Origin of the sequence: Flavivirga jejuensis (assembly GCF_030540765.1) — a bacterium.
GTDB classification, from domain to species: Bacteria; Bacteroidota; Bacteroidia; order Flavobacteriales; family Flavobacteriaceae; genus Flavivirga; species Flavivirga jejuensis.
In genome coordinates this window covers 638,983-657,679 of the sequence record NZ_JAUOEL010000003.1, presented here as the reverse complement: position 1 = coordinate 657,679, position 18,697 = coordinate 638,983, and the positions used below count along the sequence as shown (strand labels likewise).

Genomic DNA, 18,697 nt, shown 5'->3' with positions numbered 1-18,697 from the left:
CTTTTAAGAGTTTAAATGCTATTTTTTTATAGTTTTAACACATTAAAATAAATATAAGAGGAATGAAAAGATTATTTGGATTGATTTTATTAGTGAGTAGCTTTATGTTAAATGCTCAAAGTAACTCAGAATTAATAAAACATTATGAAGCTTATTATAAACAAATGAAAACTCAAGGGGATGTGCAAGGTATTATAAATGGGATGACACATCTAAATTTATTATCACCATCCCAAGCAAGAAAAGATACTTTAGCTTATTTATATATGAGTGAAGGGAAGTATATGCAGGCGCTTAATACTATTGGAATAGAGAAAAGCACTGCAGATTCTGATATTGCAGTAGAAGTAAAAGCATTGTCTTTAAAATCTGTTAAACAACCAAAATTAGCCATAGGGTTTTTTGAAGAAATGTTTGCAAGAAATCCGAATGCTTTAGTTGCTTACGAATTAGCAGAACTTAATTTGCAAACTCAAAAACTAGCAGAAGCAGAAAAGCATATTACATACGGGTTAGCAAATTCGAAAGATGATATGAAGAAAGCTTTTTACGAAACACAAACACCTTATGAAGTATCTTTAAAGGCTGCATTTATGTATATAAATGCGCTAGTTATTTATAATAAAGACACAAAAACGAATATTGATGCGGCTGTCGATGTTTTAGACGAAACTTTAAAAATGGCGCCTGGTTTTAATTTAGTTCAAATAACAAAAAATGAATTATTAAGACAAAAACAGGTGATGCAGGCACAAGCTGCACAAGCAAAAAAGTAATAAATAAAAGTGTTGATAAAGAAAGGGTTAGTACTAAATGTACTAACCTCTTTTTTTGCCTATAATATACCGTTTATGGCTTTTCAATTTTTCGAGTATCGTACTCTATTTTTTTATTTATTTGTAAATTTAAACTAGAAAAAGCAACCAAAAAGCCTTTAATAGTAGCAATAAGTTCTTTTTTGCTTGTGGTAGATAAATTTGACAAACTCTCCAATTTATAAAGGTTAGTTTCTAATGCTGTAATTCTAGCAAAAATGGAAGGTGCATTTATTTCTATAGGAATAGTTTTTTTTAAATCTTTTAACAGCGTATTAATTGTTAGACTATTATCATAAAAAAAACTTAAATCACCTTTTTTAATATTTGTTACAACTTCTTGTAATTGCTCATATTCTTGCCAATCTTTTATAACATCTTCTGTTTTTAAATCTAAGGCAAACTCGATGTAATCAATTTTAGAAATGTCCTTTTCTGTTATTTCTTTGTCCTGATTATCTTGGGCTTCATCTCCTGTATTACTTTCGCCAATCTTTTTACAAGAAAAAAATATGACTAATAGGCTTAAAATACTTAAAGTTTTAATGTGCATTGAAATTCATTTAAAAAGTGCTATACAAAGATATAGTTTATCTTCTGTTTAATAATTAGAAATCAATATCTAACTTTTAAAATACAATATTATTTAAAAGAATTTAATTAATTGTATATTTGGGCAATCCCCTAATCTTATATTATTATGCTTGGAAATTTTTGGTTTAATGTAGAATATGGTATCAATCATGTATTAGATATTAATGCATACGACCATGTTTTGTTTCTTATTGTTTTAACCGTTCCGTATATGTTTAAAGATTGGAAACGAATATTGTTATTGGTTTCTATGTTTACTTTGGGGCACACGTTATCGCTCGTTTTAGCTGCCTATAGTGTGGTTCGTATAAATGCGCAAATTGTAGAATTTTTAATTCCTATTACTATTTTAATTGTAGCGTTTTTTAATGTCTTTACATCTGGCAAAGGAGCGCAAAAAGAAAAAGTAGGCGTATTGTTTTTGTCAACCTTGTTTTTTGGACTAATACATGGTTTAGGTTTTGCGCGCGAATTTAAAATGTTATTAGGAGATTCAGATAGCAAGTTAATCTTGTTATTGGAGTTTGCTTTAGGAATAGAACTTGCACAAATTATTATTGTATTTTTAGTATTGTTTTTAGGCTACATAGTACAGACTATTTTTAGATTTTCTAAACGTGATTGGATTATGGTAGTGTCTGCCATAGTTGTTGGCTTAGTTATTCCAATGATATTAAATAGCGATTTCTTGTCTTAGTTGAAAAGAACCCCTCAATCTTACTGGAAATTAAATAAAAGGGGTTATTCTTTAATATTTAATAACGTCAGTTCGACATGTTAATTATTGATAATAAGTAATTTGCGTGTATAAATAATGTAATTTTGTCATTCCGAATGCTATCGAAAACAAAATATATTTTGTTTGAAGGTATGAAGCGTAGCTTTTGAGGAGGAATCTCATCTTTATGAGATGTCTCGTCACTTATGCTTCGCTCTGTCGATATGATAAAACATTGTTTGTTAATAATATAAACATTATTTGCCTTTTTTAATTTACGTCGAATTCATGTTAATAAGGTGTTTTTAGTTCTCGATTGCAATCCAAGACAAACTATGTCGAAAAGTGCAACCAGCATTTCATTTTTATAGCCAGCCTCTTTCTTGTCTAAATAGAAACTTTCGTAAAAATTTAACGAACTTACGTTGTAATTAAAATACGAACCAAGTATCTTCGTTATAATGTTTTGCATAAGGGAAATTCAGGTATTTGTTGAAGTGTTCTCGGTTTTATCGAGTCGTGTTTACAGAAAGTCTGTTTGCTGTTTTGCAGGACGTCATTATTATAAATAAATTGATGCCAGAAAATAAACAACTTAAGTACGATAAAGCCTATTTAAGAATAGCAAAAGAATGGGGAAAATTATCTTATTGTGAGCGCAGGCAAGTTGGCGCGGTTATTGTAAAAGATAGAATGATAATCTCTGATGGGTATAATGGAACCCCATCTGGATTTGAGAATTTTTGTGAAGATGATGAAGGCTACACAAAATGGTATGTATTACATGCCGAAGCAAATGCTATTTTAAAAGTAGCAGCATCTACACAATCATGCAAAGGAGCAACATTATACATAACAATGTCGCCTTGTAAGGAATGCAGTAAATTAATACACCAATCAGGAATTGTAAGAGTGGTATACCATGAAGCATATAAAGATGATTCTGGATTAAAATTCTTAGAAAAGGCAGGGATTGACCTTAACATAATAGAAGATTTAAAAGCATAATGTCGTTTCAAAAAAAATATTTACCATTAATTTTAGGTGTTGCGATAGCAACAGGTATTTTTATTGGTGGAAAACTAGATTTTAGAGATTCCCCCGATAGATTATTTTCTACAAATAGTAAAAAAGATAAGCTTAATAGACTTATAGATTACATTGATTACGATTATGTTGACGAAATAAATACCGATAGTATTGTAGATGTTACAGTTAATGGGATTTTGGAGAATCTAGATCCGCATTCTGTATACATTCCTAAAGAAGCTATGGAACGGGTTGCTGAAGAAATGAAAGGTGATTTTGTTGGCATTGGTGTTAGTTTTTACCCTTATAAAGATACTATTGCGGTTATTAGACCGATTGAAGGCGGACCAAGTGATAAAGCAGGAATTAGAGGCGGTGATAGGATTATTATGGCAGATAATGATACGCTTTTTGGTGATAGATTGAATGATGGTGAGATGGTGAAAAAGCTAAAAGGACCTATTAATACTAAGGTCAATTTAAAAATATATAGAAAAGGCGAACCAGAACTTTTAAACTTTACAATAAAGCGAGGTAATATACCTATAAAAAGTGTAGATGCTGCTTATATGCTAACTGAAAAGTTGGGGTATATAAAAGTGAATCGTTTTGCAGAATCTACTTATAAAGAATTTAAAAAAGGTTTAGATAAACTTTTAGAATTAGGAGCCACCGAGATCGCATTAGATCTGCGAAATAATCCTGGTGGAATTTTGAGTATATCGGAGAAAATAGCAGATGAATTTTTAGAAGATGATAAACTCATATTATTTACTAAAAATAAGCGCGGAAATATAGAAAAAAGCTTTGCTACAAACAAAGGAGATTTTGAAAAAGGAGCTGTATATGTACTTATAGACGAGAATTCTGCATCGGCAAGCGAGATTGTTGCTGGGGCATTACAAGATAATGATAAAGGCACCATTGTAGGGCGCCGTTCTTACGGTAAAGGTTTAGTGCAGCGTGAAATGGATCTAGGCGATGGTAGTGCAGTGCGTTTAACGGTTTCTCGTTATTATACACCAACAGGTCGTTCCATTCAACGCTCATACAAAAATGGAAATAAAGATTATTACGATGAGTATTTTGATAGATTAAATAGCGGTGAGCTTTTAGACCCTGAAAAAATTAAGGTAGCCGACTCATTAAAATTCACAACACCAGGTGGGAAAGTTGTGTATGGAGGCGGTGGTATTATTCCAGATGTATTTGTGCCAATAGACAATAGCATGCAAAATGAAACACTCAGTTTTTTACAAAGAAGAGGTTTTATTGCGTATTTTGTATTTGAAGAATTAGAAAAAGACAGACATCTTTACGACGGAATATCAAGAGAAGATTTTATTAGTTCGTTTGAAGTAGGCGACGAATTAGTGTTTGCTTTTCAAGACTACTTAAATGTACGTATCGATTCTGAAATTACTTTTGTGGCGTATCATACCGAAGTAAAACAATATATTAAAGCAATATTAGCAGATCAACTTTACGGAGGTGGTGCTTTCGATGAGGTTTTCAATCAACGTGATATCATGATTGATGAGGTTATTAAGTTGAGTGAAGGGGAAGGAGAGTAATTTAAATTTCAACTTTATCTGCCTACTTAGTATCTTTCTTGCTATAGGCTAAACCTTCTTAAAAAAGGAGCTAGAAAACTTCTTTTTATCATTTTGTTGGGCTTGTGCAACGTCTACCTTAGTTTGTACATAGTTTTTACTTTAATTTTTCCATCAAGTTTTGAACATCTTCTAATGTAAAATATCTATTTTCCTTAAAGTTTTTGATACAGTATTCTAAATTTTCTTTTGCTTTCCTTTTTTTGATGTTATTTGCTACAGCAGCCTTTGCAATATAATAGTTGATATAAAATGTTCCTTCTGGGAAGGTTTTTTTAGATTTTTCCAAAAAATTTATAGCTTCTATCGGTTTGTTAAGCTTATTTATCATCAATTCGTATGGTCTTCGATAATAAAATATATGATTTATTGCCCTTTTCTCTTCAATATTTTGGAGCCAATAATGAAGTGCTTCATCATTTAAATCCATTCTTTCAAACTCTTGTGCTTTTGTTGTATAATAGTGAAAATCGTCTTTTTTGTCTCGATTAAAATGTTTTACTACATCCTCATACATTTTTTTGTCTTTTGCAAAAACCGCAATGTTTTTTATAAAGTAATAGTCATAAATATTCATTTCTAAATTGATTCCGTAAATTTCCTTTATCGCTTTTGTGTGATTATCCCAAAAATCAATGGCGTTAATTTTAGAAAGAGCAAGTGTTTTTAATTTATTTTCATCGTACCCTAAGTGTTGATAATCAGAAAAGACAAATTGAATGCCATCTAGTAATGATTTAATAAATAGGTCATTATGATCAGCTTTATAAATGTTATGTTGATGTTTTATTTTTTCATTAGAAATTTGATTAAATAGAGTGTCTAATTTCTTCCCAGAGGCAATTCGGTCGATCGAGTCATACTCACCACTTGCGATAAAAACATAAGAAGGTTTGTCCTGATTTTTCTTAATTTTATTTTCAAGCACTTCAAGTTGATTATTGAATAAATTCTCGCTTATGTTTATGTAACCTCTAAAAGGTGATTCGTTTTGAGTCATTAATATATGATTAAAAGTAGCCCCGTCTGAATGTCCTATTATAGAATTGAAACCTGTTGTTGAATAATTATTATTAATGAATGGAACAACTTCTTCAAAAATATAATTCTTAAACCTCTCTCCATTCTCAGAATAAAAAACATCGAGTTCATTACCTCTATTCTTTTGCGAAATTCCAACTAAAATAGATTTGGGAATAATATTAAATCGTTCCAATTGCTTTATGAACTGCAACGCTAAATCAAAATGAAGCCCAACGTCTCCATCGGTAAGATAAAAAACAGGGAATTTGTATTTTAAATCATTTTCTTCGGGGACATAAATCTTTAAAATCCTTTCTTCTTCTAAGAAATGAGAATTAATTTTTTTAATTTGATAGCTTGTGCAAGTGGTTTCAGAGGCCATCCAATCAGCCCAATTTTTTATTTTGTAAGAGAAATTATTTTCATTATAACTATCAATTTTCAGATTAGGGTCATCTTGAAATTTTTTTATAACTCCTACGCTTTCCCAGCTTCCTCGAGTAAATTTGAATTCTGCTGGAAATTGAAGTTCCAATGTTATTGCTCGTTTGAAATCTGATATTTTAGTCATTTTAACTTTTTTAGGATTCCAATTCCCCAAGCTTTCTTGATTTCCAACAATATATACATCGTCAGTATTTTTGGGTACAGAGCATGTAATAGTTATGATATTTTGACCATAGGAAGTATACATAACAAAGACTAAAATCAAGAAGTATAAATTTTTCATTTCATTTAAAATTTTATAACAAAAATAGATTTTAGAGCTCAACTAAAATTGGTAAAAGAGGACATTTATATACCCTTATTCCAAAATAGATTTACATCTCCAAATTTTTGTGTATTCTTAAAGAGTTTTTTTGGGTTAACTCCAGTAATTTGTCTAAATCGATTGGATAATTCTGCTTGATCGTAATAATTAAATTCATAAGCCAAATCAACCAATTTATTTGGTTTTTCAAGATTTTGATAGTAGTTGAATGATTTTCGAAATTGAGCGATATCAAGATATTCCTTAATAGTACAGTTTAAATGTTTTTTAAATTTCCTGTTTAATGTTTTCTGAGTAGTAAAACACAATTCTGATAATTCCGAAACTTTATATTTTTCATTTGATTTTTTAATTATTTCTATAGCCGACTGTAAAATAGTATCCTCGAAATCATTAAGTTTTGTAATGAAATAGCTATCTAATAAATCTATTTTTTTATCAAAATCACATGTATTGAAGACTTCTATAATTGTACTTTTTATAGAGTTGTCAAAATAATTAAAACTCTTATCATTAGTTTTTGAAATTAGAGTTGCCAAAGGACTATCTAGAAACGAATTTATTCCCAGTGGTTTAAACGCAATCCCTAGTTTATTGAATGGAGATTTCATTTTGGAAATTTTAAATTGCTTGTTTAATCCAGAATAATACGAGTTATAAGTTTTGTCCTTAGTAACTTCAGCTACAGACCAATTTTCTCCAAAAGTAAGTTTTGATTTTTGATAAATTGTAATTGCATTTATTGTATTAGGATAAAAAACGATTTCTTCTGATTGATTTTGTTTTCTGGCAGAATGAAAATAGTAGTAAGAAATATACTTTTTTAATATACTTGATTTTGTTTTTCTGGTTGCAAATGCCATTGATTTCAGGTCGTTTATCAAAATTATGCACAACGTATGGGGAAACACATAGTGCATTTATACCCAAGATAGGGGTACATTCATCGGTATATATACCCCAAATATATATCCCTACAAATCTAACAGATTTTTAATGTTTATAAAAATGTTTAAATAATGAGTGAAAATGTAATTAGTTATATTCAAACTCAATACGAAACAGCTTTTTAGGATGAATTTCTAAGCTCTGATGTTTTTTTAAGTTTAGGATATTAAATCACGGATTGCAAATTGGGCTGTGGGGTTTTACAAACCAGATGAACACTTAGTTATTATCGATAGTTATTTATTCAACTTCAAAAGGAATGTTGTCCTTATTCTTTTCTAAATAACTGAATATAAAATTATTTAAATTTTCATCACTAGCCATTGATGAAAAGATATACTGTCTAATTATTTCTATATTATCTTCTTTCTCTGTTATATCTTCTATGTATTTATATAGACTATTTAAAAATTCAGCTTCATCTTTTTTCTCGTCAACAACCCTATTATAAATTGCATCATATAAAACAGCTTCTAATATGGTGTAATCTTTTTTAGATTTTTTTTCTAATCCATTTATTCCTCTACAAACTTTTGTTACATAACCATGGCCGTTAGGTGATTTTTGGATAAGGAAAAATCTTGACGCAATATCCATTATTTTATCATTAGTATATTTTTCATTACTATATTCAAGTAAGACTAACTTTTTGAAATTTATATAAAATTTATCTTTTTTTAGATTTCAAACCTGTTAAGATACCTTTTCTATAGCTGCTATTAAAATCTTTCTACAAGAGTATTTTGAGTTGGTTTTCTAGGTTAAATTCAATAGCATGTATTAAAAACTCCAGTTTAGAGTAATATTTGCCGCAAATTCTTTACCATTACGAGTGTATTTTGATTTTTCTCTTTTATTAATCAATATTTTTTATGTAAGAAATTTTATGCTTTTAGTTTGGCAAGAAATTATGCTAGTTTAGATAGTGAGTTAGATGTTGCTTTATTGCATGTTTTTTAGGTGTAAGGCAAAGAATCACGGGTTACAACCTCAAATCCGCGTTATCGGGTGTTTAAATTGTGTGTGTGTTTAGAGTCTTGTGCAAGGATTACCTGTGTTAAACACTGATTTTTAACTATTAAATAATTTATTTTTATTAATTGGAATTCCTTGATTAATTTTTGATACAGCTAAAATTGAAGGCACATCAGTTGTCCATTTTTTTAACTTTTTAATAATTAAGATTATTTCAACTCTAGATATAATACCTAGAATAATACAAATAGAAAAAGGGATTTGACTTGTAGAATTAAGAGTTAAATCAATTAAAAAGCCTAATAAAGATAAAGTCCAAAATTTAGCTAATATAGAATGAGTTGCGATTGATTTTTTAAATTTCCAAAAGCTAATTAAGTAACATAAAAGTTCAAGTAAAATAATAATTGCTATCCATATAAATTTCTCTTTTACAAACCCTTTATTTATATAGAATATTGAAGTAATAGTTACGATCCAAAAAAATTGATCAACATTCGAATCCCATATTCGTAGTTTTTCACTTGAAATATTTAATTTACGAGCAATAATCCCGTCAAATATGTCAGTTATTAACCCAATAGACATTAGGAGAACTATAATAATATGATAATTTTCAATTTTATAAATGGCTAATAATCCTATCATTATGCCAATTAATATTCTACTATATATAAGTAAGAATGGTATTTTCTTCATTGCTTAGTTTTGCTTGAGGGTAACGTATGTATATGTGTCATATATCTATTATAGATCTCTACAAATCTAACGGATTTAAAACATTTGAATAAGGAGTAAAATGTAATTAGTTATATTCAAATTCAATACGAAACAGTTTTTTAGGATGAATTTCTAAACCTTTGGTGTTTTTTAAGATTATAGATTACAAATCTGCACTATCGGGTTTTTAATCGCTAACTCCTTAGATGTTTTCTTCATAATAAATGCTGCAACAACACCTCCTATAACCGTTATTATAGCACTATATTTCAATATTTGAAAGGAATTAGCTTTACTCATGTCCTAAGGCACTAGTAACAACATTAAAACGAGCATTGTCAATAAAAAGTGTGGCAGTAGTAAAATTACTTTTATTACTAGCTTTTGACTTTCTTAATTCAAAAATAAACAGGTTAATTGGAATAGCTCTTAGAAACAAACATGCGAATACTGCGGGACTTAAAACTTTCAAACTATAAAAAATAGCAAACCAAATTATTGCGTTAAGCACATTTAGCCATAAAATCAATGTCCTGTTTTTCTTTAAGTGTTAAGCTTGTGTCGGGTTACTTCGCAGTAAAAGCACTTACCTTTCATTTAGCTCTTACTAACTATGCTTTATATCGTTGTTATGATGGTTTTTCCACCCACTTTTCAAAGGACTCAACGAATATGTTCAACTCTGTTTCTGTTTTCTTGTCTAATATTTTTCCGTTTTTACCAACTTTCCCTTTTACTCCTTTAATTAAAAGAATTGTTTCCTCTGTAAATTTAGTTTGGATAGTTTTCATAATCAATTTCAGTTCCTCGTGTGCTTTTTCTCCACTTGCCGAAGCAGTTATAAATCCAATTGGTTTGTTAGAGAAAACAGATGTCGATACACACCATTCAATCATGTTTTTTAAACCACTCGGAATACTGAAAACATATTCTGGTGTACAAATGATAATTCCGTCTGAATTTGCAATCTTATTCCTAAAGTCAACAATTTGTTTAGGTGTATTTTTATCAGTCAGTTCTGTTTTAAAATGCGGTAATTCGGTCAAATTATCTATAATCTCCAAATTGAAATCTGATTTTTCCGATTTAGCTATCCACTTGAGAATTGATAGATTTGCAGAATTTCGACTAGCACTTCCACAAATTCCAATTATATTTTTCTTTTCTATCATTCAATTTGTATTCTGGTGTTTTTTATGCTATTGTTACTAGCTTTTTTCTTTTAATTCCTTGTCTAGCCATGATTCATACCAATCCAGAAATTAAATCCTCTTCTCTTTTATAATCTAAATCAGTAAATCTTCCATTTTCTATAGGTTCGAGTCCATAATAAGGTCCTGCGCCCCCATTTCCGATATTTTTTAAGAATTCTCGATATTCTTCAGGTAATGATATTGAGTGTGCTTTTTCAAAATCAATTAATTCTTCTTCGAATTTGGTTCTATTTAACTTGTATTTATGACGTTGAGAGCCAAAAGCGTCAAAATTCCTATCCAACTTTTTCAGTCGGTTTAGTTTGTCCTTTATTCTCTCAATTTCTTCTTTCATTTATGTTATTCTGAATTGCTGGTAACGTGATTTTATATGGTTTGTTGGGTGTTTTAAGCACCTAATTTAGTAAATACAAACCGAATAGAAAATCCACAAGGATTTTCGTAAGTAGGCTGGAATTAGCAATAAATTATATACGTCTTAGAGGTCGTGTTTTCATAAGTTTGATGTAGCTAAATTTACTACTTTCTTTGCTAAAATTAAAGTAGGGTCAACTAGTTCAACTGATTTTTTGCTATCTCTAAGTTCTTTATTTTTAGGGAACAGAAGGGGTAATTCAGTACACCCTAAAATAATTACCTGTGCCTCTCTTTTAATAAGGTGATTAACTCCATTAAGAATTTGTTCTTTGCAAAGCCCATCTGTATAACCCGCTTTTACACCAAATTTCCCATAAATGCTTTCCATTACATAGTTTTGATGAGTTTCATCTGGAATAACTACCCGAAGTCCAAAAGCCGTAAGTACATTAAAATAAACTTTACTTTGAATAGAACCATTTGTTGCCAATAGCCCTACGTTGGTATCCTTTCCAAAATTTTCTAAAATATATTCTGCTGTAGTTGTTATCATATTAACAATGGGCACATTAAGGTGTTCTTGTATTTCTTTTACAAAAGCATGCGCTGTGTTACAAGGTATTGCTATTGCATTTGAACCAGCGGCTTCTAATTTTTTACAAGTTGAAAATAACGCAATAGTTGGGTCTGTTTGATTATGAATCAAATTGGCTGTTCTATCAGGAATTTGAGGGTTTTGCTCCACTATCATTTTTATATGGTCCTGGTCTTTCTTCGCTGTTGTATTTTGAATGATTTTATTCATAAAATCGACTGTTGCAGAAGGTCCAACTCCTCCAATAATACCAAGTTTAAAAGGTTTAGGCTGTGGGATATCTTCTTTAGATAGTGCATAATCTGCATATATCTCATTAACGTCTATAATAGAAATTCCTCTTGTCCAAAGCTGATTTACCAATAGAGAAATTTCAGTTATACACGGTAAAATCACTTCACAACCTTTTGTTTTTAGCTCTATACAGGCCTCGTACACATATTCTAAAGGTAAACCGTCTAAATATCCATTTTTTATACCTGATTCATCATATATAGCATGCATTAACTGGGTTTGATTTGTAGGATATATCAATTCATAGTCTTGAAAATATTTCTCTAACAAGAATGATTCTTTCACAAAACTAGATGTAAGCACTCCTATTTTAGTTCCTTTATCAAATTTCAAACTTAGATAGTTGGCTATAGCATCAAAAATATTAACAATGGAAATGGATGTTTCCTTTTGTAGCTCTTCTAAAAATGAATGACTAGCAAAGCAAGGCAGTAAAATTTTAGACACATTTTTTTGTTCAAAATTTTTGCATAAAGTGAAAGTGTAGAATTTCCTTGATTTTATATCCTGCTCTTCAAATAAAGCAGATTCAATCTGACTAAAAGGTTGTTGTTCAAAAATAAAATGATAGTGCTTTTGATTTTTTAAAGCTGATTTGTTTTTCAGAAGTTTAAAAAACAAATCAGCTCCAGATAAAGCTCCTAAGCCTCCAATTACTGCAATTTTATCCATTCTATGTTCAATGATTTTCTAGTATTAGCACTACCTGTAGTGTGTTTGTATATGCTTTGCTACGTTGTTTAGCATGTAATTTAGCAAATAAAAACCGAATAGAAAATCCGCGAGGATTTTCGTAAGTAGGCTAGAATTAGCAATAAATTATATAAGGTGTTGAGAACTGGTTTTTTATTCGGTTCTCTTTCTTAAATCTGTAATTTCATTTTTTAAATCGAACTTTGCTTTTAATTTCTATTTTTCCTTTTTCAATAAAGTTTTGGTCATAATTAGGTTTTTCCTTGAACACAGTTGTTCCACTAATTATCTTTGTTTGTGAATAGAAACAAATATCATCTAATTCAGTCGAGTTATTTAAGTAATAATATTTCATTTTTCAATTAATGAAGGGGTAATTGGGAATTCATTGTTTTCTTCAAAATATGAACGAGAAAAACCTATGGTAATAATTAAGAGTTGACCTCCGTTAACGTGTTGTATAGGAATTCCAAGTGGTGTATTATATGTTTCATTCCAACTGATTTCTTTCTGATTTTCCATAAAAAATCATTTCCATCAGAAATTAATAAGGTTTCTTCTTTATTACTGAAGTTTTATCGTGTAAAGATTCTTGCTTCTTCGAGTGTTTTTAATGGTTTTTTTGATTTACATTTTGTTCTTGTTCATTGTTCAATTTATCATTTAACTCAGTCTCAGATATTTTTCCAAGCCTAAATAACATCATTGAATAATACGGTTCTAAAATTTCTCCAACATTGGCTTCTTTTAATTTGTTAATTAGCTTTTCGAAATTTGGGTTACCTTGAAAATTCGGTATTCTTTTTAAGGCTGCAAAGCGAACGTTTATATCCGAATCAAATAAAACAGAATAGTAAATTAAATAAAAGAAATTCTGGTCACCTTTGTCTCCCAAAAGGATAATGTCTCCCATTCGTTCCTTGTCCGTTCTGTTTATGAACTTGCGAATAGATTCCTTCCCATTTTCAGATAAATTCAGCCCAATTTGGTTAAAGTCGATATCAGCATTTTTCTTTTTTGTTCCAAATATTTTGTCAAATATTCCCATTCAGTTTTATGTTGCTTAAATGTTTGCTATCTTGTTGGTGCTAGTGTTTTATCCTATAGCATTTCGACTATTTGTATTTTATTTCCGCAAGTGTCATTGAAGACAGCAATTTTTACAGTTCCCATTTCTGTTGGGCTTACACTAAATTCGACTCCAAGATTATTCAGTCTGCCATATTCTTGTTGCACATTTTCAACATTAAATTGAGTATATGGAATCCCAGCATCAAAAAGTGCCTTTTGATAAGTTTTGGCAGGTTCAAAATGTTTGGGTGAAGGTTCTAATAATATTTCGGTTCCGTCTTGTTCCTCCTTGTTTACAACTGTTAACCACCTATTTTCTTCGCTTAACGGAACATCCACTTTTTTTATAAACCCCAATGTTTCGGTATAGAACTTTAGAGCTTTTTCTTGGTCTTGAACAGGAATACTTAATACTTTTATTTTCATCTTTTTTGATTTTTAATTAGACACTCCAAATTTCAAGAATTAACTTTAGATTGACTTTGTGAAAATTGCTCTTTTTGAAAATCAGTTGGTGTTTTTCCAATCTTTTTTTTGAAAAGTGTGCTGAATGAACTTGGGCTTTCAAATCCGACCGAATAACAAGTTTCTGATACCGACATTCCCATTCTTAAATAGATTTTTGATTTTGTAATCCTTTTGTCTATTAAATACTGTCTTGGTGTCTGTCCATAGTATTTTTTGAACAATCTCAGAAGATGAAACTTTGAAGTAAATCTGATGTGCGAGAGTAAATCCAAGTTCAATTCTTTGTCGAAGTTATTCTCAATATAATTTCGCATTCCAATTACGGTTTGAATTTGTCTATCATTAGAATAGCAAATTCCTTTAATTCGATTGATTTCTTTTTGATAGAATGTCATTTTGTTCATTACCGCTAATGTGTTTGTATATGGTTTGTTGGGTGTTTTAAGCATTTAATTTAGCAGAAAAACAGAATAGAAATCGGCGGAGGGTTTTGTAAATAGGCTCGAACTAGCATTAAATTATTTACTGTATTGGTGGTAGTTTTTATTCTGTCCATAAGTTTCCTATTGAATATGTTTTCGCTTTTCCACTTATAACTACTCTATCTTTTCTATTTTGGCAATGTAATTTTCCAATTCTATCAGAAATTTGTATTGCATTTAATTCATTTTTTTCAAGTCTTGATGACCAAAAGGGAATTAATGAACAATGTGCTGAACCAGTAACAGGGTCTTCTAATATTGATGCTTGTGGTGTGAAAAACCTCGACACAAAATCACAATTTTCTCCTTTTGCTGTAACGATTACTCCGCCAGGATCAAGATTTATTTTATCAAATGTTTGTCTGTCAACTTTGATGTTTTCGATTTCCTGCTCTGTATCATAGACCAATAAATAATCTCTAGACTTATAAATTTCTTTCGGTTGTATATTTATAGATTTTTTAATCGTTTCAGGTAGTTCTGAAGCAATAGGCATTCGCGATGGAAAGTCTAAATAGTATAAATCATTTTCTACTAAAACAGTTAAATCACCACTTAATGTTTCAAATATTATCTTGTCATTAGGGTAATTTAAAATTGACTTTAAGCAATGTGTTGTTGCAAGAGTTGCGTGGCCGCACAGATCCATTTCAATTTCTGGAGTAAACCACCGTAAATGTATTTTATCTCCTTTGTCTACAAAAAAAGCAGTTTCAGCGACTGCATTTTCTTTTGCGATCTTCAACATTATTTCATCAGGTAGCCAGTCTTTTAAAGGAACAACACAAGCTGGATTTCCACCAAATGTTTTATCTGTAAATGCATCTATTTGATATAGTTCAAGTTTCATGTATGTTCACTTTTTTAATTACCGCTAAGGTATTTGTGTATGATTTCGTTGCGTGAATTAAGCATTAAATTTAGCAAATAAATCACATATAGAAAGCCTGCAAGGATTTTCGTAAGTAGTATAGGGCTAGCAATTAATTTTATACGATGTGACTGTTGCACAACTCAAAATTTTTAGGAAATCATGTGTTTTTAATTTTCAAATAATTATTAAGTCGCTTATTATCAATACTTATTGCTTTTGAAGTTCCCAGAAATAACCTAATTCAGTCAAAAAAAGTAGTTGTGCAACAGCCACCGGTGGTTACCACACGTAATTTTCACTTATTTCCTTTTCTAATTCGCTTAATTGAGAAGGTTTTTTGGCAGGGTTTTTTACAATTTCTCCATTTTCGTCAATTAAAATATAATATGGATAGTAAAAGGAACCAACTCTTTCAAGTTTTTTAATTATGTCAGTTAATAGCTTATTATTAGCTCTAATGTGAGACCCTTCTAAATTGTAAAATTTTATCATCTCTTTCCAAACTTTTTCCTTACTGTTTTTACCTTCACAAATATAAAGCACCTCGATATTTTTAGATTTAAGAAGTTTGTTGAGCTTGTCTTTATGTTGAAATTCCTCTTTACAAGGTGCGCACCAAGTCCCCCAAATATCAATAAAAACCTTTTTGCCTTTTAAGTTCTTTGTAAGTTCATCGAAAGTGTCAATATTCTTATAATTTTCGATAAACTTGATTTTTTCATTAGTCATAGATTTTTCAATCTTTTTATGAAAGTCTATTATAGGTTTTATAAAGGACGTTAAGTACTCGCTATAATTGCTATTAGGGTATTCTATTTTAAATTCATCATATAAATCAATTAATTCTTTGGAATTTTCTTTGTTCCTAAAACTATTGCTTAAAATATAGTTGGCAAGATAAAATTCTAGAACCTGTCCCTTTAAATATTTTTTCGCTTCTTTGACGTTGAAAGAATGATTTTGTCTTTGTTTGAAGATTTTTTTCATTCCCTCAAGGTCTAATGTGCCAAAATTGAATTGATTGACCTCTATATAGTTATTTATCAAAACAAATGACCATGGAGAGCGGATATCAAAAGACTCAGTAGGTGGAGTTTGATGAAATGTTTTCTTCCAAAGTTTTATAATTTGAGCATTTTGTGTCTCTGAACTATCAAAATTTCCATTATATTTAACTTTAGAAATTGAGGTTTCCAATGCAGCATAGTAGTGTTTTCTATCCAATTCTGCTAAATCATAAAAGGCTTTAGTAATGCTCTTCTTTTCTAATTGTTCTCTAAACTGAAATATTTCTTTTTCTTTTAGGGTATTTATCTTTGATGATATAGTTGTAAAAACCGAATCTTTCAGCAATTCGTTGGAAGAACTAAGTACATGAAAATCTGGAAAAGCAAATGATTTGTATAAAGTTTGAGCTTCGTTGCTCTCTCCTTTAATTTTATTCTCTTTTGAATTTAAGTGGAAATCAATTTCATATTTTTTATCTGGTTCAACTAACAAGACTGTTGCAGTCTGCTTAGGCACAAATAAGGTTACAAACGAAGCTGAGTCGGACTTTAAAGAAATAGTAAAATCACCTAATGAATCTGGAACAACTGATTTTTTTGCACCATAAAACCAAGTTCCATTAATTGGCACTGTATATTCGATTTTATCTGGAATATTTCCAATAGTCTTTCCAGTGATTATTATTTCATGATTCTTTTTTGAACAACCAATAAGTCCAATGATGAAAATTACTATGACTATTTTTTCTAGTTTCATGTTAGTTTTTATGTGTGGTAACGTGTTTGTGTATGGTTAGTTGCGAGGTTAAGCTACTAATTTAGCAAACAAAAACTTGCCAGAGAAAATTCCGAAGGAATTTTCCAAATAAGCACTTGCTAAAGCAATTAATTATACACGTTGTGACTGTTGCGCAACTCAAAATTTTTAGGAAATCATGTGTTTTTAATTTTCAAACAATTGATAAGTTGCTGATTATTAATATTTATTACTTTTGAAGTTGCCAGAAATAACCTAATCCAGTCAAAAAAAGTAGTTGTGCAACAGCCACCGGTGTTAGCAAACGTTTTTTATCTCAATGCTTGTTCATAAATCGTATTAATCAACTCTCTTATTAAATCGGAATTTTTGTGGTTTATCATTATCACTATTCCCCAATTTGATTTCCTGTCGTAAGCAAAAATTGAGGAACAGGAAAATGTGTCGCCTGCTTTATAGAAGAAAGTGTCATTTCCGTTTCGTTCTATTTCCTGTCCGAAACCAATTTCCATTTGGGTGTTTTTATAGAAGGTTTTCTCTGTTACTGAAGTTGCTTTTCCAATTTTGCCTTTATTCGATAAAAGTGTTTTCAATAATTTCGACATATCAGATGTGTTTGACTTTAGCAAACCTGCTGGTGCAAATAGTGAATTCCAAACAAAATAATCTTGCTCTACTCCATTTATATCATGTCCAACAACTTTGTTCTTAACATTGAAGTCCGTTGTCAAAGTATTCTTCATTTTTGAAGGAACGAGTATTTTTTCCTTTACCAATTCGTCAAAACTTTTTGAGTAGATACTTTCTAATATAATGCCCATTAAAACATAGCTTATATTTGAGTATCTATAATTACCATAATCTGATAATTTCGTACTGTCGTTGAGAATCGAATGAATAGCCTCTTTGCTTATGTCTAAAGGTTGTTTAGGATTTAATTCGATAAGTTGACCAAAATCAAAATCTGGCAGACCTGATTGATGAGAAGCTAAATCGGAAATTTTAAGTTTACCTTTTATTTTTTCTGACAACATATATTCTTTCGGTAAGTAGTTATCTATAAAGTCGACAATTTTCAATTTCCTTTCGTCTTGTGCTTGTACTATTAAGTTAGCAGTCAGTAATTTTGTAATAGAACCAATTTCATAAACTGTATTTTCATCCACTTTAAAATCACTCTCCTGACTGATTTTTCCATAATTAAAGAAATATTCTTTGCTGTTTTCTATAAATCCTATACTAATTGCAACTTCTGGATTTTTATTTTGGATAGCCTGACAAATTGAATCAATTTTTTTTTCTCGCGATTGCCCAAAAGCAAGTTGATTTGATATTAATAAAATTACTACGCTAACGATTATCTTCATTTATTTATGTTTTCCTATAAGTCTGGCAATGTTTGTTTATGTTACCGAAATGTTGTTTTAAATGTTTGCTAACAACTATATTTCCGTTATGTGAGTGACTAAGTTAGTAAATCTTTTTTATTACTCTTAACTGTCAATCTAACGCCACAAGTAAAAACTTGCGTAGCATATACCAGGGAACAGCAGGGGATTTTTAAGTTGTTACCGATCTATTTTGATTGTAAAACGTTTTTATTATTTTAATAATGGAGAAGTTCCTATGTTAATCAATTTGTTTTTACATTTTTTCGACTTCGATTCAATTTATTACT

At 30.0% G+C, this 18,697-nt stretch carries 19 protein-coding genes; 4 read left to right on the top strand and 15 right to left on the bottom strand.

The window, feature by feature from the left end:
- The first annotated feature begins 62 nt into the window (after positions 1–62).
- Positions 63–776 carry a tetratricopeptide repeat protein gene (locus Q4Q40_RS11355; RefSeq protein ID WP_303301913.1) on the top strand — a complete coding sequence of 238 codons (714 nt, stop codon included), beginning with the start codon at positions 63–65 and terminating at the stop codon, positions 774–776.
- Positions 777–849: 73 nt separating this feature from the next.
- Here Q4Q40_RS11355 and Q4Q40_RS11350 read toward each other — a convergent pair whose 3' ends face one another.
- A complete protein-coding gene (locus Q4Q40_RS11350) occupies positions 850–1,368 on the bottom strand; it encodes a hypothetical protein (RefSeq protein WP_303301912.1) in 519 nt (172 codons plus the stop codon).
- Between the two features lie 147 nt (positions 1,369–1,515).
- On the opposite strand from Q4Q40_RS11350, the gene Q4Q40_RS11345 reads away from it, so the two are divergent.
- The 3 genes from Q4Q40_RS11345 (at position 1,516) to Q4Q40_RS11335 (ending at position 4,730) form a co-directional block, all read left to right on the top strand.
- Positions 1,516–2,106, top strand: coding sequence for a HupE/UreJ family protein (locus Q4Q40_RS11345; protein WP_303301911.1), 591 nt, complete (start codon positions 1,516–1,518; stop codon positions 2,104–2,106).
- A 597-nt stretch (positions 2,107–2,703) separates the two neighbouring features.
- Complete coding sequence (locus tag Q4Q40_RS11340) at positions 2,704–3,135, top strand: deoxycytidylate deaminase (protein ID WP_303301910.1); 432 nt, start codon at positions 2,704–2,706, stop codon at positions 3,133–3,135.
- Entirely contained in the window at positions 3,135–4,730 is a 1,596-nt protein-coding gene (locus Q4Q40_RS11335; protein WP_303301909.1) for a S41 family peptidase, read from the top strand. The genes Q4Q40_RS11340 and Q4Q40_RS11335 overlap by 1 nt, the downstream gene beginning before the upstream one ends.
- 136 nt (positions 4,731–4,866) lie before the next feature.
- On the opposite strand, the gene Q4Q40_RS11330 is transcribed toward Q4Q40_RS11335, so the two are convergent.
- The 14 genes from Q4Q40_RS11330 to Q4Q40_RS11265 all read right to left on the bottom strand — a co-directional run bounded on the left by Q4Q40_RS11330 (position 4,867) and on the right by Q4Q40_RS11265 (position 18,386).
- A complete protein-coding gene (locus Q4Q40_RS11330) occupies positions 4,867–6,522 on the bottom strand; it encodes an alpha/beta hydrolase-fold protein (protein WP_303301908.1) in 1,656 nt (551 codons plus the stop codon).
- A gap of 65 nt (positions 6,523–6,587) precedes the next feature.
- A complete protein-coding gene (locus Q4Q40_RS11325; RefSeq protein WP_303301907.1) occupies positions 6,588–7,427 on the bottom strand; it encodes a helix-turn-helix domain-containing protein in 840 nt (279 codons plus the stop codon).
- Between the two features lie 325 nt (positions 7,428–7,752).
- Entirely contained in the window at positions 7,753–8,109 is a 357-nt protein-coding gene (locus Q4Q40_RS11320) for a hypothetical protein (RefSeq protein ID WP_303301906.1), read from the bottom strand.
- Between the two features lie 474 nt (positions 8,110–8,583).
- Positions 8,584–9,186, bottom strand: a complete 603-nt coding sequence (locus Q4Q40_RS11315) for a CDP-alcohol phosphatidyltransferase family protein (RefSeq protein WP_303301905.1) — start codon at positions 9,184–9,186, stop codon at positions 8,584–8,586.
- A gap of 650 nt (positions 9,187–9,836) precedes the next feature.
- Complete coding sequence (locus Q4Q40_RS11310) at positions 9,837–10,379, bottom strand: NADPH-dependent FMN reductase (protein ID WP_303301904.1); 543 nt, start codon at positions 10,377–10,379, stop codon at positions 9,837–9,839.
- Between the two features lie 73 nt (positions 10,380–10,452).
- Positions 10,453–10,755: an SMI1/KNR4 family protein gene (locus tag Q4Q40_RS11305; protein ID WP_303301903.1), complete on the bottom strand. Its 303-nt coding sequence runs from the start codon at positions 10,753–10,755 to the stop codon at positions 10,453–10,455.
- 159 nt (positions 10,756–10,914) lie between these two features.
- Positions 10,915–12,339, bottom strand: a complete 1,425-nt coding sequence (gene cuyB, locus Q4Q40_RS11300) for a cysteate racemase (protein ID WP_303301902.1) — start codon at positions 12,337–12,339, stop codon at positions 10,915–10,917.
- Between the two features lie 372 nt (positions 12,340–12,711).
- Entirely contained in the window at positions 12,712–12,882 is a 171-nt protein-coding gene (locus Q4Q40_RS11295) for a hypothetical protein (protein ID WP_303301901.1), read from the bottom strand.
- An 88-nt stretch (positions 12,883–12,970) separates the two neighbouring features.
- Positions 12,971–13,408 (bottom strand): hypothetical protein, encoded by a 438-nt coding sequence (locus tag Q4Q40_RS11290; RefSeq protein ID WP_303301900.1) that lies wholly within the window; start codon positions 13,406–13,408, stop codon positions 12,971–12,973.
- A gap of 53 nt (positions 13,409–13,461) precedes the next feature.
- Entirely contained in the window at positions 13,462–13,857 is a 396-nt protein-coding gene (locus Q4Q40_RS11285; protein ID WP_303301899.1) for a VOC family protein, read from the bottom strand.
- 32 nt (positions 13,858–13,889) lie between these two features.
- Entirely contained in the window at positions 13,890–14,348 is a 459-nt protein-coding gene (locus tag Q4Q40_RS11280; protein WP_303301898.1) for a helix-turn-helix domain-containing protein, read from the bottom strand.
- Positions 14,349–14,442: 94 nt separating this feature from the next.
- Positions 14,443–15,231 (bottom strand): PhzF family phenazine biosynthesis protein, encoded by a 789-nt coding sequence (locus Q4Q40_RS11275; RefSeq protein WP_303301897.1) that lies wholly within the window; start codon positions 15,229–15,231, stop codon positions 14,443–14,445.
- 303 nt (positions 15,232–15,534) lie between these two features.
- Positions 15,535–17,019 carry a TlpA family protein disulfide reductase gene (locus Q4Q40_RS11270; RefSeq protein WP_303301896.1) on the bottom strand — a complete coding sequence of 495 codons (1,485 nt, stop codon included), beginning with the start codon at positions 17,017–17,019 and terminating at the stop codon, positions 15,535–15,537.
- Between the two features lie 311 nt (positions 17,020–17,330).
- Positions 17,331–18,386 (bottom strand): serine hydrolase domain-containing protein, encoded by a 1,056-nt coding sequence (locus Q4Q40_RS11265; protein WP_303301895.1) that lies wholly within the window; start codon positions 18,384–18,386, stop codon positions 17,331–17,333.
- Between the last annotated feature and the right edge of the window lie 311 nt (positions 18,387–18,697).

Coding starts and splice junctions, on each gene's coding strand:
- Q4Q40_RS11310 (WP_303301904.1), bottom strand. CDS start 10,379: ATGATAGAAAAGAAAAATATAATTGGAATTTGTGGAAGTGCTAGTCGA.
- Q4Q40_RS11315 (WP_303301905.1), bottom strand. CDS start 9,186: ATGAAGAAAATACCATTCTTACTTATATATAGTAGAATATTAATTGGC.
- Q4Q40_RS11265 (WP_303301895.1), bottom strand. CDS start 18,386: ATGAAGATAATCGTTAGCGTAGTAATTTTATTAATATCAAATCAACTT.
- cuyB (WP_303301902.1), bottom strand. CDS start 12,339: ATGGATAAAATTGCAGTAATTGGAGGCTTAGGAGCTTTATCTGGAGCT.
- Q4Q40_RS11280 (WP_303301898.1), bottom strand. CDS start 14,348: ATGCTTAAAACACCCAACAAACCATATACAAACACATTAGCGGTAATG.
- Q4Q40_RS11355 (WP_303301913.1), top strand. CDS start 63: ATGAAAAGATTATTTGGATTGATTTTATTAGTGAGTAGCTTTATGTTA.
- Q4Q40_RS11285 (WP_303301899.1), bottom strand. CDS start 13,857: ATGAAAATAAAAGTATTAAGTATTCCTGTTCAAGACCAAGAAAAAGCT.
- Q4Q40_RS11330 (WP_303301908.1), bottom strand. CDS start 6,522: ATGAAAAATTTATACTTCTTGATTTTAGTCTTTGTTATGTATACTTCC.
- Q4Q40_RS11345 (WP_303301911.1), top strand. CDS start 1,516: ATGCTTGGAAATTTTTGGTTTAATGTAGAATATGGTATCAATCATGTA.
- Q4Q40_RS11305 (WP_303301903.1), bottom strand. CDS start 10,755: ATGAAAGAAGAAATTGAGAGAATAAAGGACAAACTAAACCGACTGAAA.
- Q4Q40_RS11290 (WP_303301900.1), bottom strand. CDS start 13,408: ATGGGAATATTTGACAAAATATTTGGAACAAAAAAGAAAAATGCTGAT.
- Q4Q40_RS11340 (WP_303301910.1), top strand. CDS start 2,704: ATGCCAGAAAATAAACAACTTAAGTACGATAAAGCCTATTTAAGAATA.
- Q4Q40_RS11295 (WP_303301901.1), bottom strand. CDS start 12,882: ATGGAAAATCAGAAAGAAATCAGTTGGAATGAAACATATAATACACCA.
- Q4Q40_RS11275 (WP_303301897.1), bottom strand. CDS start 15,231: ATGAAACTTGAACTATATCAAATAGATGCATTTACAGATAAAACATTT.
- Q4Q40_RS11320 (WP_303301906.1), bottom strand. CDS start 8,109: ATGGATATTGCGTCAAGATTTTTCCTTATCCAAAAATCACCTAACGGC.
- Q4Q40_RS11350 (WP_303301912.1), bottom strand. CDS start 1,368: ATGCACATTAAAACTTTAAGTATTTTAAGCCTATTAGTCATATTTTTT.
- Q4Q40_RS11335 (WP_303301909.1), top strand. CDS start 3,135: ATGTCGTTTCAAAAAAAATATTTACCATTAATTTTAGGTGTTGCGATA.
- Q4Q40_RS11270 (WP_303301896.1), bottom strand. CDS start 17,019: ATGAAACTAGAAAAAATAGTCATAGTAATTTTCATCATTGGACTTATT.
- Q4Q40_RS11325 (WP_303301907.1), bottom strand. CDS start 7,427: ATGGCATTTGCAACCAGAAAAACAAAATCAAGTATATTAAAAAAGTAT.